Origin of the sequence: Pseudoflavonifractor sp. An187 (assembly GCF_002160275.1) — a bacterium.
Taxonomy (GTDB): domain Bacteria; phylum Bacillota; class Clostridia; order Oscillospirales; family Oscillospiraceae; genus Enterenecus; species Enterenecus faecium.
In genome coordinates this window covers 1-13,057 of record NZ_NFKG01000044.1, presented here as the reverse complement: position 1 = coordinate 13,057, position 13,057 = coordinate 1, and the positions used below count along the sequence as shown (strand labels likewise).

General features: G+C 61.0%; 10 protein-coding genes and 2 tRNA genes. 6 read left to right on the top strand and 6 right to left on the bottom strand.

All coding sequences use genetic code 11. The features are described from left to right. Window positions 1-396: 396 nt before the first annotated feature. Window positions 397-606: a helix-turn-helix transcriptional regulator gene (locus B5F22_RS11365; RefSeq protein WP_087233593.1), complete on the bottom strand. Its 210-nt coding sequence runs from the start codon at window positions 604-606 to the stop codon at window positions 397-399. Between the two features lie 193 nt (window positions 607-799). Here B5F22_RS11365 and B5F22_RS11360 point away from each other — a divergent pair, with 193 nt between their 5' ends. Then, on the top strand, window positions 800-1,297 hold the full coding sequence (locus B5F22_RS11360; RefSeq protein WP_143482253.1) for a hypothetical protein: 498 nt from the start codon (window positions 800-802) through the stop codon (window positions 1,295-1,297). 87 nt (window positions 1,298-1,384) lie between these two features. On the opposite strand, the gene ftsH is transcribed toward B5F22_RS11360, so the two are convergent. Continuing rightward, window positions 1,385-3,532 (bottom strand): ATP-dependent zinc metalloprotease FtsH, encoded by a 2,148-nt coding sequence (gene ftsH / locus B5F22_RS11355; protein ID WP_087392640.1) that lies wholly within the window; start codon window positions 3,530-3,532, stop codon window positions 1,385-1,387. A 302-nt stretch (window positions 3,533-3,834) separates the two neighbouring features. Here ftsH and rlmB point away from each other — a divergent pair, with 302 nt between their 5' ends. From rlmB to B5F22_RS11340, 3 genes are all read left to right on the top strand, one after another. Further along, entirely contained in the window at window positions 3,835-4,599 is a 765-nt protein-coding gene (gene rlmB, locus B5F22_RS11350; RefSeq protein ID WP_087392639.1) for a 23S rRNA (guanosine(2251)-2'-O)-methyltransferase RlmB, read from the top strand. A 23-nt stretch (window positions 4,600-4,622) separates the two neighbouring features. Next, window positions 4,623-7,037: a hypothetical protein gene (locus tag B5F22_RS11345; protein WP_087392638.1), complete on the top strand. Its 2,415-nt coding sequence runs from the start codon at window positions 4,623-4,625 to the stop codon at window positions 7,035-7,037. 171 nt (window positions 7,038-7,208) lie between these two features. After that, window positions 7,209-9,539, top strand: coding sequence for a glycoside hydrolase family 3 N-terminal domain-containing protein (locus B5F22_RS11340; protein ID WP_087392637.1), 2,331 nt, complete (start codon window positions 7,209-7,211; stop codon window positions 9,537-9,539). Window positions 9,540-9,611: 72 nt separating this feature from the next. Here the strand turns inward: B5F22_RS11340 and B5F22_RS11335 are convergent, their stop codons facing one another. Genes B5F22_RS11335 through B5F22_RS11320 form a run of 4 tightly spaced genes read right to left on the bottom strand, consistent with a single transcriptional unit; the run spans window position 9,612 to window position 12,481 of the window. Then, window positions 9,612-10,172: an ATP-binding cassette domain-containing protein gene (locus tag B5F22_RS11335; RefSeq protein ID WP_087392636.1), complete on the bottom strand. Its 561-nt coding sequence runs from the start codon at window positions 10,170-10,172 to the stop codon at window positions 9,612-9,614. Further along, the gene (locus B5F22_RS11330; RefSeq protein ID WP_087392635.1) at window positions 10,169-10,924 is read right to left on the bottom strand and encodes an ABC transporter permease subunit; all 756 of its coding nucleotides are present in this window, start codon (window positions 10,922-10,924) and stop codon (window positions 10,169-10,171) included. The genes B5F22_RS11335 and B5F22_RS11330 overlap by 4 nt, the downstream gene beginning before the upstream one ends. Further along, window positions 10,914-11,954, bottom strand: a complete 1,041-nt coding sequence (locus tag B5F22_RS11325; RefSeq protein WP_242955122.1) for an ABC transporter substrate-binding protein — start codon at window positions 11,952-11,954, stop codon at window positions 10,914-10,916. Before B5F22_RS11325 ends, B5F22_RS11330 begins: the two co-directional genes overlap by 11 nt. Window positions 11,955-11,977: 23 nt before the next feature. Continuing rightward, window positions 11,978-12,481 carry a GreA/GreB family elongation factor gene (locus B5F22_RS11320; RefSeq protein ID WP_087233569.1) on the bottom strand — a complete coding sequence of 168 codons (504 nt, stop codon included), beginning with the start codon at window positions 12,479-12,481 and terminating at the stop codon, window positions 11,978-11,980. Between the two features lie 128 nt (window positions 12,482-12,609). Here B5F22_RS11320 and B5F22_RS11315 point away from each other — a divergent pair. Together B5F22_RS11315 and B5F22_RS11310 are read left to right on the top strand one after the other, a co-directional pair. Further along, window positions 12,610-12,696: transfer RNA gene (locus B5F22_RS11315), tRNA-Leu, on the top strand. A gap of 11 nt (window positions 12,697-12,707) precedes the next feature. Further along, window positions 12,708-12,784: transfer RNA gene (locus B5F22_RS11310), tRNA-Met, on the top strand. Window positions 12,785-13,057 lie beyond the last annotated feature (273 nt).

The window sequence follows — 13,057 nt, the reverse complement described above, 5'->3', positions numbered from 1 at the left end:
AAGCCCCTCCCCTACACCCAACAACGCAAGAAATTCGGCAATGTTCAGGGGCTTTTTGCGCCCGGCCCCCGGCAACTGGGAACAGTTGCTGGCCAGGGTAAGGCCCTGGAGGTAGAAGTTTACTTGCCATAGAAGCTGAAACTTACAATAGGATTGCCGTGCCATCTATGTGACCTCACCAAGCCAAGGGCCGAACAGAGGAAGGTGCACCCTCCACCAGTACCGCGGGGTGGATTCCACAAGGCGGGGGAAGGCCCCGCCTTTGGTGGGTCTTTGGTAACTTTCTGCCCAGTCAGAAAGTTACCCCAGCGGAGCGTCCCCGGCGGGGGCGCTGGTCTCCGCCTGACAAATCGGAGAAGGACACCCCCTCAGTCCGCCGGAGGGCTGACAACTCCCCTAATTCAGTGGAGTCAGGCCGAGAATATCATCCGTGGAGACGTGGTAATACCGGGCCAGTTTGATCAGGTGGCGAATGGGCAGCTCACTGGCGCCCCGTTCATAGCGGGCATACATGGTTTGAGAAGTCCCCAACATCTCGGCAATCTCACTCTGGGTCTTATCTGCGTCTTCCCGCAGGTCACGAATGCGTTTCTGGTAATACTCCATGTTTTTGCCTCCCATCCAGTCAATGACAGTCCTATCATGTCCTGGTTTGGAGGTTATCATAGTAAAGATATTTACTATTGACTTTAGTAAATATCTTTACTAAAATGAGTGCAGAGACATGTTTCCATATGTCTCCAGAAATGAAGATAAAGGAGAGAAACAAATGCGGTATTGTGGAAAATGTGGGACTCCATTGGACGAGCAAACCGGGAAGTGTCCCAACTGTGGTAAGACGGAGGCCGGGCAACCCCATTCCATGTCTTTTTCTGCATGGAATCCGGCTTTGGTTACAGATTTCATGTTCATCATCCTCTCGGTCCTCGCCGCCGCCTGGGTTTGGTCCATTCAAAGCGAGTTGCCCTCTTGGCTGTTCAGCGAAGAAAAGATGGTCCTGAAGTTCCTGGCCTTCTTACTGGTGATTGACGTACCCCTGCATGTGTGGAACCTGATGCAGCGGAAAAAGGTGTGTGTGCATTTGAATGAATCTGGTATCAGCGGTATTTGGATTCGCAAGCAGTTTCTGATGGTACAAACCCAACCCTTTGAGCTGCCCTATTCGGCAATCGAGGACACTCGGGTACGGGGAGCAGGCAGCGGTCGCCTCAACATCAAGGTGCAGGGGAAGTGGGTAGACCTTCCGGTAGATCAGGGCCGACAGGTAAAGGAACTCATTGACCAGCGCAGAAAGTAAAAAAGATTGTACCCCGGCTGGACTGGGGGAACAATCCTACAAAAAAACGGATGCAGAATTGACTCTGCATCCGTTTTTGTCTGATAGTTATTCCTGAGGCTGATCGGGCTTCTCCCCGTCGGGGGTCTGGTCTCCGTCAGAGTCGGCCTCCGGCTCCTTGTCCTGCTCCGGCTCCTGAGAGGAAGCGGGGGGCATGGGCACCGGCTCGCTGACCATGTGGATGGCCCGGGCGGGGGGCTCGATGTTGCTGTCCAGGGTGACCTCTGCCAGAGCGGGGTCCCGGCCCTCGATGATGGCCACCATCTCGGCACCGGTGATGGTCTCCTTCTCCAACAGGTAGGCGGCGATCTTGTCCAGCAGCTCCCGGTTGTCCTTCAAAATCTGAATGGCCTCGCCGTGGCAGCGCTCGATGATGGCACGCACCTCGTTGTCGATGCCGGCGGCGGTCTCCTGGCCGCAGGTCAGGCCCAGCTGGCCGTCCAGGTACTGGTTGTGCACCGTGGCCAGGCCCATCATGCCGTACTTCTCGCTCATACCGAACATGGTCACCATCTTGCGGGCAATGTCGGTGGCCCGCTCGATGTCGTTGGCAGCACCGGAAGAACGGGAGGCAAACACCACTTCCTCCGCCGAGCGGCCAGCCAACAGAGAGCGAATCTCGGCCAGCAGGTCCTCCTCCGTCATGAGGAACTTCTCCTCCTCGGGCAGGTGGAGGGTGTAACCCAAAGCGCCCTGAGTGTGGGGCACGATGGTGATCTTGGACACGGGCATGGCGTTGTTCTTCTGGAAATGCGCCACCAGGGCGTGGCCCACCTCGTGGTACGCCACCATCCGCTTCTCCTGCTCGGTGAGCACCGTGCCCTTCTTCTCGCTGCCTGCGATGACAAACTCGAAGGAGGAGAGCAGGTCCTGCTGGTTCACGGCCTTGCGGCCCTGGCGCACCGCCCGCAGGGCGGCCTCGTTGACCAGGTTGGCCAGGTCAGCGCCCACGCATCCGGCGGTGGCCTGGGCGATCTTGTTCAAATCCACGTCCTCAGCCAGACGAATCTTCCGGGTGTGTACCTGGAGGGTGGCCAGACGTCCGGCCAGGTTGGGCCGGTCGATGGTAATGCGTCGGTCGAAGCGGCCGGGACGCAGCAGCGCCTTATCCAGCACCTCGGGGCGGTTGGTGGCGCCCAGGACAATGATACCCTTGCCGGGGTCGAAGCCGTCCAACTCCGCCAGCAACTGGTTCAAGGTCTGCTCCCGCTCGTCGTTGCCGCCCATGCGGTTGTCACGGGACTTACCGATGGTGTCGATCTCGTCGATGAAGATGATACAGGGGGCCATCTTGTTGGCCTCTTTGAACAGGTCACGGACACGGGAAGCGCCCACGCCCACGAACATCTCCACAAAGTCGGAGCCGGAGATGGAGAAGAAGGGCACGTTGGCCTCTCCTGCCACGGCTTTCGCCAGCAGAGTTTTACCGGTACCGGGAGGGCCCACCAGCAAGGCGCCCTTGGGCAGCTTGGCGCCGATTTCAGTATAGCGCTGGGGATGGTGGAGGAAGTCGATGATCTCCTCCAGGCTCTCCTTGGCCTCGTCCTGGCCTGCCACGTCCCGGAAGGTGACGCCGGTGGATTTCTCCACGTACACCTTGGCGTTGGCCTTGCCCACGCCGCCCAGGCCGCCCAGACCGCCGCCGCCCATCTTCTTGAACATGTAGCGGTAGAGGAAGACCATGGCTACCACCAAAATCAAGGTAGGAAGCACATAGCTGAGCACGCCGTAGAGCATGGTCTGCTCGCTGCTGATCATTTCCGATTTGTACTCCACCCCGTGCTCGGTCATCAGGTTGATGATGTCCGAGTCCTCCACCGGGGGCATGGCCGCCTGGAACTTCAATTTGTTTTTCTGGTTGCTGCCAAGCTGGTCCATCAGCAGGTTGCTGACGCTCAGGCTGGTGGAGCCGGAATTTTTGATTTTATCCTTGTACTCTTGCAGGGGGGCTGCGTCGTCCTTCAAGGTGAAGTAGTACCCGTAGTTGTCCATCTCCACCTTGTCCACATAGTCGCTGACCACCCACTCCCGGAAGGTGGAGTAGGGCACGGTGATGGTACTGGCCGAGCGCATGGATACCACGCAGCTGTTGAGCAGCACCACCAACAGAATGGCCCACACCACGATGCCGATAAAGCCCAGGGATGGTCGCTTTCTGTTGTCATTTTGATTGTTGGGTCCATTGGGTCCCGCCATAGGGGTGTCCTCCTTAAAATCACACAAGCCGGGTAAGATTGCCCGGCGTTTTTCTCCTGAAACGGTTTCGTTTCACCATTTGCGAGAAGTATAACACATCTGAAAGGTAAAAACAAGAAATGTTCTTGGCCTGGGTGTAAACTTTCTATGACTTTGCCCGGATTCCCTGTTAGATTCTCCGTTTTCCCTCTTTTTCATCCGGCAAAACCGTGATATAATACTACGTCAACCATGAACAAATTTTTCTGCGATCTTCTGGATCGACTTCCATAATAGAGATCAGAACAAAGGAGCACGTTGCTATGCGCCAACAACACAGAGAGCAAAACAGTCCCGCCGACGGCATCATCGAGGGCCGTAACGCCGTTATTGAGGCCCTGCGGGCCGGCACCGCCGTGGATAAAGTCTATATCGCCAAGGGTGAGACCGACGCCACCCTGGGCCACATCGCCTCCACCGCCCGGGGTAAGGGCATTGTAGTGGTGGAAGCGGACCGCCGCAAGCTGGACGCCATGAGCGTCACCCACTCCCACCAGGGCGTCATCGCCGTGGCGGCGGTGCGGGAGTACGCCAGTGTGTCCGACATCCTCCAGTCCGCCCGGGACAAGGGGGAGGCCCCCCTGGTGGTGGTGTGCGACGAGCTCAGCGACCCCCACAACCTGGGCGCTGTCATCCGTACCGCCGAGGCCGCCGGAGCCCACGGGGTCATCATCCCCAAGCGCCGCTCCGCCGGCTTGACCGCCATCGTGGCCAAGACCTCCGCCGGGGCCGTCAGCTACCTGCCTGTGGCCCGGGTGGCCAACCTCACCGCCCTGCTCCGTGAGCTGAAAGAGGAGGGGCTGTGGGTGTTCGGCACCGCCGCCGACGGCTCCACCAGCCTCTATCAGGCGGATTTGAAGGGCCCCGCCGCCATTGTCATCGGCAGCGAGGGCAACGGCATGAGCCGTCTGGTGCGGGAGCAGTGTGACTTCCTGGTGTCCATCCCCATGCGGGGCCAGGTCAACTCCCTCAACGCCTCGGCCGCCGCCGCTGTGGTGTTGTATGAAGCCGTCCGCCAGCGTAGCTGAACCGCCGCAAAGGAGCACGCCCCATGTCTGAACGTTACGATCCCCAACAGCCCAACTACGCGTTGGATGATATTTTAGCCGAATTTAGCTCCACTTCCTCTGCCGCATCTGCTCCGCCCCCGGAGGAGCCGGAACTCGAAGAAGAGGGGGAAATTCTGGACGAGGAACAGGTAGAAGAGGCAGAAGAGGAGCCGGAAGAAGAGGCTCCCGCCCAGCCCCCGGTCCAGGACCCGGAGAAGGTAGAGGCCATTTTACAGCTGAAAATGCGGCTGGAGAGCCGCCCGGACTCCCACCACCCAGACAGCGAGGAGGGGGAGGATTCCTCCGCGCAAGAGGCCGAAGAGGGCAAGGGCAAGGCCAAAGTGGTCCCCTTCCCGGAAAAGAAGAAGAAACAGGGGGAGCAAGCCCCCCAGCAGCCCCCGGTGGACGGCCCTGAGCCCGTCCAGTTTGAAAAGAAGGCCCCCACCCAGGAGGAGGAACCGAGCCAGGACCAGGATGACCAGGAAGCCCCGCCCATGCCCATCATCCAGCCTGCCACCCTGCTGCGCCACCTGGGCGCCCGCCTGTCCACCCTGAGCCGTCGGGCCGACCACTTCGCCGACCACATGTACGACCAGGCCGAGCCGGACGCGGAGACCAAAAAGGTGGAGACCTATCTGCCCGGCGTGGACCAGGAGACCCCGGTGCCCACGCCCAAAAAGAAAAAGGTACCCAAGCTGCCCAAGGTACTCAAAGCCCTCAGCAAACTCAAACGGCCCAAACCCGCCCGGGCCAAGGTCAAGCCTGTCCCCCCGGACACCAAGCCCTCCGAGCTGGCCGCCCGCTATCAAAAGGGGTTGAAGGCCCGGCGCAACCGGGTGATCATCTCCCTGGTGCTCAGCCTCCTGGCCATGGCCCTCTCGGTGGATATCCCGGTTTCCATCTCCATCTCCATCTCCGTGCCCGGGGTGTCCCTGACCCAGCTGCGGGTGTGGATTTTGTGTGGTCTGCTGGCCATTGTGGGCATTTTGTGTATGGAAGTGCTGGTGGTGGGCATTGTCCGCCTGTGTAAGCTCCACCCCCGGGCCGAGTCCCTGGTGGCACTGGCCTGGCTGTTCTCCCTCATCGACGGCCTCACCTTCTCGGTGTGGCCCCAGCGTGGGGAGAATCTGCCCTGCTGCGCCATCACCGCCCTGGGCCTGACCATGGCCATGTGGGGCCGCTACCTGCGCCAGCAGGGAGACCGGTTCTCTGCCAAGGCCGCCGCTCAGACCAGCGCCCCCTATGTGGTGTCCCTGGACGAGGACAAGTGGAACCACCGTCCCGCCTACTCCAAGTGGCCCGGCACCTCCCGGGGCTTCGGCTCCCAGCTGCAAATGGAGGACGGGGCCCAGCAGGCCTACGCCATCGCTGCCCCCCTGCTCATTTTAGCCTGTCTGCTCTGCTCTCTGCTGGCCTCTGTGGGCCAGGGAGCCGGAGAGCGGTTTGTGTGGGCCGCTGCCGCCACCTTTACCGCAGCGTCCTCTTACTCCTCTCTGCTGGCCTTTGCCCTGCCCTACAAGAAGCTGTCCTCCCGTCTTTATAAGGTGGGGGCTGCCATCGCCGGGTGGGCGGGGGTGCAGCGCTGCCGCCATGCGGGCATCGTCCTCACCGACGGAGACCTGTTCCCCCCCGGATGCATTCAGGTGTCCCAGTTTGAGCTGTTCGGCACCGCCAAGAAGGAAAAAACCGTGTCCTATGCCGCCACTCTGTTAAAGGTGGCCGACTGCGGCCTGACCCAGCCCTTCTATAAGCTGCTGCAATCCACCGGTGCCCTCTACCGGGAGGCCTCCGGGGTGCGGTTCCACGAGGGCGGCATCACCGGCATCATCCACAACCACGACATCATCGTGGGCACCTCCGACTTCATGCACCTGGTGGACATCCCCCTGCCCCGGAGCATCCGGGTCAAGCACGCCATCTACTGTGCCGTAGACGGCAAGCTGGCGGCCATGTTCCCGGTCACCTACGCCATGCCCTCCACGGTGCGTCCCAGCCTGTCCACCCTCATCGGGTTGAAGGTGACCCCCATTCTGGCCACCCGGGACCCCAACCTCATCCCTGCCCTGCTCAGCTCCAAGTTCAAGCTGCCGGTGGATAAGATGGAGTTCCCCTCCACCGACCGCCGCCGAGAGCTGTCCGACGCCAACCAGCTCCACTCCACCCAGCCCGTGGCTCTGCTGTCCCGGGAGGGCGTGGGCGCCTTCTGCGACACCGTGCTGGGCTGCCGCCGTCTGCGCTGGGCCACCCGGCTGAGTCTGGTGTTTGCCCTGGCCGGGGCCGTCCTGGGCGTTTTGCTCACCTGCTTTATCGCCTACACCGGCTCCTATGAGGCCCTGAGCCCTGTGAACTTCTTTATTTTCATGCTGGCCTGGCTGGTTCCGGAATTGCTCATTGCGGGATGGGTCAACCAATATTGAGCCCATTGATACCATATTTTACCCATACACCCCGGACGGGGCCCTTTGGCCCCAACTCCGGGGTGTATTTTTTCGTATTTATTGCACAAATATAGCTTGACAAGAAACTCACTTTTGCATTATAATGTCAACGCCAAATTGGGAAACCCCGTTGAAAGGAGAGAATGTTCTATGAACAAAAGAAAGCTCTTGCAAAGAGTGGGTGCCTGTGCCTTAGCAGCGGCCATGTGCGTCCCCTTCCTGGCCCCCACCCGGGCCAACGCCGCCTCCTCCCGTGTGGAGGAGATTCTGGGCAACATGACCCTGAAACAAAAGGTGGAGCAGATGCTCATGCCCGACTTCCGGGACTGGTCCACCACCGGAGAGGGCACCGCCCCTGACTTCACCGAGATGAACGATCAGGTGGCCCAGGTGCTCCACGACCACGACTTTGGTGGCGTCATCCTCTTCGCCGACAACGTCAAGACCACCGAGCAGAGCTTCAAGCTGGTCCAGGACCTGCAGGCGGAGAACCTGGAGGGCAAGGCCAGCCCGGTGCCCATGCTCATCGGCATTGACCAGGAGGGCGGCATTGTGTACCGTCTGGGCTCCGGCAGCGCTCTGCCCGGCAACATGGCCGTGGGCGCCACCGGTGACACCGAGTACGCCAAGCGGGCCGGTGCCATCATCGGCCGCGAGCTCAGCGCCCTGGGCATCAACACCGACTTTGCCCCTGTGGTGGATGTGAACAACAACCCCAATAACCCCGTCATCGGCCTGCGCTCCTTCGGCGACGACCCCGACAAGGTGGCTGACTTCGCCGTGGCCATGATCGAGGGCATCAACTCCTCCAACGTCATCACCGCTGCCAAGCACTTCCCCGGCCACGGTGACACCGCCACCGACTCCCACACCGGCCTGCCCGTTGTGAACAAGAGCTATGAGGAGCTCAAGAACATGGAGCTGGTCCCCTTCCAGGCCGCTATGGATGCGGGCACCGACATGTTCATGGTGGCCCACATCGCCTATCCCCAGATTGACCCCACCATGAAGGACGGCAACTACATCCCCGCCACGGTCTCCAAGAAGTTCCTGACCGACATCGCACGCGGTGACATGGGTTACGACGGCGTTCTCATCACCGATGCCATGAACATGGCAGGTCTGGCCAATTTGTACACTCAGTCCGAGGCCTGCATCGAGTCCATCAAGGCTGGTATGGACATTCTGCTCATGCCCTGCGTGCTGGATCGGAACAGCAGCGTGGACAACCTGGACCAGATCATCGCCGACATCATGGCCGCTGTGGAGTCCGGTGAGATTCCCCAGAGCCGTATCGACGAGGCCGTCACCCGCATCCTGACCCTGAAGGAGAAGCGCGGCATTCTGGACTACGACCCCGCCGACTACTCCCTGGAGAAGGCTCTGGCCGCCGTGGGTTCCGAGGAGAACCGCCAGGAGGAGCGGGAAATCTCCGCCGCCGGTGTCACCGTGGTGAAGAACCAGGACAACACTCTGCCCATCCGCACCAAGGGCGGTGAGAAGGTGCTGCTGGTGGGTGCCTACTCCAACGAGGCCCCGGGCCTGGAGCTGGGCTTCCGCCGCGCTCAGGCTGCCGGTCTGGTGGACGGCGTGGAGTATGAGTCCCTGATCTACTACAACGCCGACGAGGCCACCCAGGCCCAGATCAAGGACAAGATCGCCGAGAGCGACTACGTCATCGTCATCTCCGAGCTCAGCGGCTCCTCCATGAGGCCGGGCACCTGGAAGCGGGACATGCCCGAAATGATCGTGAACACCGCCCACGAGCTGGGCAAGAAGTCCGTGGTCATGAGCATCTCCCACCCCTATGACGTGCAGTTCTACGACAATGCCGACGCCATCATGGCCGTGTACGGCAACAAGGGCATGGACCCCACCGAGGGTCTGGTGCCTGACGCCGCCTTTGGTCCCAACGTCCCCGCCGGTGTGGAAGTGGCCTTCGGCATCTTCCCCGCCCAGGGCACTCTGCCTGTGAACATCATGGAGTATGACGAGGAGCAGGGCGCTTTCACCGACAACGTCTTTGCTCTCAACGGCCAGACCTATGCCAACGGCTACGGCCTGAGCTACAACGCTCTCTCTGTGGGCGACAAGGGCGAGATCACCGCTGTGCTGGGCAGCATCGCCGGCATGGATTCCTCCCTGTACACTCAGGAGTCCTGGACTGCGCTCCAGGGCGTGGTGAAGGAGGCCTCCGACCTGCTGACCTACAGCGCCCTGACCACCGACGAGGTGGCCGCTATGGTCTCCAAGCTCAACGACGCCATTGCCGCTCTGGAAGAGGTGGTCACTCCCACTGTGGAGCCCACCGCTCAGCCCACCGCTCAGCCTACCGTGGAGCCCACCGCCAAGCCCTCTGAGAAGCCCGACGTGCCTCAGACTGGCGACTCCGCCCAGGTGCTGTGGTATGTGGCCGCTCTGGCCTCCGCTGTGGTGTGCCTGGGTGCCGCCACCGTGGCCTACAAGCGCAGCCGCCGCTAATCCCTAACAGAGAAAAAAGTACGGTCAGCGAAAGCTGACCGTACTTTTTTTGCGATAAATTCCTATTTTTATTTACTTGAGTTCCACCACTCGGTCACAGCTCTGGGCCAAGTGGGGCTCATGGGCCACCAAAATCACCGGCTTGCCCAGAGCTTTCAGTCGCTGCAAGATACGCTGTGCCCGCTGGGGGTCCACCCCGGTAAAGGGCTCGTCCAACAGTAGAACTTCCCGCTCCAGAGCCAGACACCGCCCCAGGGCCAGCCGCCGGGCCATACCTCCGGACAGGGCCGCAGGGTAGCTTTCCTCCTCCCCCTCCAATTCCACCAGGGACAGCCAGTGCTGGGGGGCCATGGCGGGGTGGCGGGGGGCCACATCGGTGAGGTGTTGGAGCACTGTGCGCCAGGGCAGCAGGCGGTTTTCCTGAAAGAGAAACGCAGTCTCTGCGGGGTTCAGGCCGGAGATTTTCCCCTGTTGAGGCTGCATCAGCCCGCCCAGCACCCGCAGCAGAGTGGTCTTGCCGCACCCGGATGGACCCACCAGGGCGGTGACCCCGGACCGGGGAATGGAGAGGCTCACGTCGTCCAGGGCCACCTTGTCCCCGTATCGTACCGTGAGATGTTTCACCTGTATCATGTCACACCCTCCCCTCTGGGTTTCAGCCACAGCCCCAGCAGCCCCTCCAGAACCAGGGAGAGAACCACAATCACCGCCGTCCAGGCAAACAGTTCCGGGGTCTCCAGGGCCTGCCGGGCCTGCTGAATGCTGGAGCCGATGGCGAATTTGGGCGGACAGAGCACCTCGGCGGCCACCCCGGACTTCCAGGCCAGGCCAAAACCATTGAGGAGGGCGGCGGTGAAGTGGGGGCGCAGAGAGGGCAGGTAGATGAGACGCAGGGTTTTGAGGCGGGAAAATCCATAGGCTCGGGCCAGCTCCAGCAGCTGTCCGTCCACCGCCTTGAGCCCCGCCGTCAGGCTGCCCCACACCACCGGGAGCACCATCATTCCCGCGATGAGTCCGGGAATGTTGGCCCGGGCCACCCATAAGTAGACCAGCAAAATAAAGCACACCACCGGGGTAGCCCGCAGCACCCGGATGGCAGGGGAGAATATCCGGTCCGCCCAGGTGAAAAAGTGGGTGAGAAAGGCCAACAGAGTGCCCAGCACCACCCCGCCCACCAGGCCGCACGCCACCCGGGTCAGGGTGGACACCGCAGACAGCCAGAACTCCCCGGTCTGGCCCAGCTCCGCCAGACACGCCGCCACCGAGGCCGGAGAGGGCAGCAGCAGGTCCCGCCCCACCCACCAAGATGCCAGCTGCCATACCCCCAGCCAGACGGCCAGGGGTATGGCAACCCGGAACAGTGTTTTCTTTCCCTTAGGGGACATAGTAGATGTCGTCATCCGGCAGCTTTCCGCCCACTGCGGTGGGGTCGATGGAGTAGAGCACCTCATAGTAGCCGCTGATGGCGGGCTTCATGTCTTCCCCGGACAAAAACACCAGGTTACACTGGGGAATGGCTTTCTGAGCGATGGCGGCGGAGGGGGCGATGCCCAGGTCTGCCACCAGCTGCCCCGCCTCCTCCGGGTTCTCCTTCACATAGGTAACGGAAGCCTCGTACTCCTCCAGGAAGGCGTCCACTGCCTGGGGGTGCTCGGCCAGGAAGTCCGCCCGGGCCACCACAGCGGACATGATGAGCTGGCTGCCGTTGTCCAGGTCATTCCAGGCCGTGGTGAGGTCGATGGCGTCCCGGACGCTGCCCTTGCTCTGGGCGATGGCGGCCGTGGCGGCGGGCACAGGGAGCATGGCCGTCTCAATCTCTCCGGAAATCAGCTTGGCGCTGATCTCGGTGGCGTCAGCAAAGACGATCTCCACGTCCTTGTCCGGTTCCAGACCGTTCTCCGTGAGGAGGTGGCGGAGGATGTACTCCGGGTTGGCGCCCTGACCGGTGGCATAGATGGTCTTGCCCTTCAAGTCCTTCATGGACTGGATGGCGGTGCCGTTGCTCCCCTCCAGGATGTGGAGCACACCCTGGGTGCCCAGGGCTAGGATCTTCACATCCCCTTCGGTCTTGTTGTACAGGTTGGCGGCCACGTTGGAGGCCACCATGGCGATGTCATACTCCCCTTCGGCGGCGGTGAGCCCCGCCACCACCTCGTTGTTGTCGGAGGCCACGGTGTAGGTGTAGTGGTTGACGGTATCGCCGTTGTCACTGCCCGACAGCAGCTTGGCCGCCCCAATGCCTGTGGGGCCGGAGAGCACTGCCAGGCGCACGTTCTCACCCTGGAATACCTCTTGGGTGGGCTGGCCAGTGGGCTGGGTGGTGGTCTCGGCGGCCTTGGGGCCGGAGCAGGCGGCCAGGCTCAGGGACAGGGCCCCGGCCAGCACCGCAGCAAGTAGCGTTTTCATCTTCTTCATGGTTCTTCTTCCTTTCTATCCAATTAGAAGGACACCAGGGGGGCCTCCCCGTTGTCCTCGCCCGGCTCAATGGCCCGGATGATCACGTCATAGCCGTAGTTGTCGTTGACCTGTACCGTTACCCGGTCCCCCACCCGGCGGCCCAACACCGCCCGGCCCACTGGGGACTCCTTGCTCACCAGGCCCTTGAGAGCGTCCTGGCGCATGGTGGTGACGATCTGGATGACCATCTCCTCCTCGTCGTCCTCCACGTAGAGGGTGACTTTGTCGTACAGTCCCACCGTCCCCTCCTGGGATTTGTCCGAGATGATGGTGGCGGTGCGGATGACGTTCTCCAGGTACCGGCATCGGCTGTCATTGCGGTTTTTCTCCTGCTTGGCGGCCTTGTACTCGAAGTTCTCGCTGAGGTCGCCAAAGGCCCGGGCCTCCTTCACCGCCTCAATGAGTTTGGGCCGCAGCTCAAACCGCCGGTGATACAGCTCCTGGCGCATGAGTTCAATGTCCTTTTCGGTCAATTCCTTTCCCATAGCTGGTTCCTCCTATTCTCACCCAGTTTGGCACACTCCCGCTCTGCCGTCAAGAAGAATTTTTCCCGATTTTAAAATTTTCTCTTGACACAGCCCCGGGGCCATGGTATTATAATTCTTGCCCACGGGCCGGAGTGGCGGAATTGGCAGACGCCCGGGACTTAAAATCCCGTGGGAGAAATCCCGTGCCGGTTCGATCCCGGTCTCCGGCACCACAATTTTATATCGCGGGGTAGAGCAGTTTGGTAGCTCGTCGGGCTCATAACCCGGAGGTCGTAGGTTCAAATCCTGCCCCCGCAACCATAAATCCCAGATGCTTTCGCATCTGGGATTTCCTTTTTCCCTATTCACTCTTCACTATTCACTAACTTTACCAGGATTTCAGGACTTTTTCGGTAGTTTAGATTTTTGATTGCTCTCCTCCCCTGGTAGTGTCAAAACGGCACAAAACGGGCTTGACCCAAACGCTGACCCATACGGGAGTTTGGAGCGGTGAGAGCTGGATTTTCCCGGAGAGGATGCGCCAGAACATAATCTACAACACCGGCAGCTACTCACAAAGTAAAAGCAGCCCTG

Bases quoted from the DNA above. Each gene is read 5' to 3' on its own strand.
- ftsH (WP_087392640.1), bottom strand. From the start codon at position 3,532: ATGGCGGGACCCAATGGACCCAACAATCAAAATGACAACAGAAAGCGA.
- B5F22_RS11340 (WP_087392637.1), top strand. From the start codon at position 7,209: ATGAACAAAAGAAAGCTCTTGCAAAGAGTGGGTGCCTGTGCCTTAGCA.
- B5F22_RS11365 (WP_087233593.1), bottom strand. From the start codon at position 606: ATGGAGTATTACCAGAAACGCATTCGTGACCTGCGGGAAGACGCAGAT.
- B5F22_RS11325 (WP_242955122.1), bottom strand. From the start codon at position 11,954: ATGAAGAAGATGAAAACGCTACTTGCTGCGGTGCTGGCCGGGGCCCTG.
- rlmB (WP_087392639.1), top strand. From the start codon at position 3,835: ATGCGCCAACAACACAGAGAGCAAAACAGTCCCGCCGACGGCATCATC.
- B5F22_RS11345 (WP_087392638.1), top strand. From the start codon at position 4,623: ATGTCTGAACGTTACGATCCCCAACAGCCCAACTACGCGTTGGATGAT.
- B5F22_RS11330 (WP_087392635.1), bottom strand. From the start codon at position 10,924: ATGTCCCCTAAGGGAAAGAAAACACTGTTCCGGGTTGCCATACCCCTG.
- B5F22_RS11320 (WP_087233569.1), bottom strand. From the start codon at position 12,481: ATGGGAAAGGAATTGACCGAAAAGGACATTGAACTCATGCGCCAGGAG.
- B5F22_RS11335 (WP_087392636.1), bottom strand. From the start codon at position 10,172: ATGATACAGGTGAAACATCTCACGGTACGATACGGGGACAAGGTGGCC.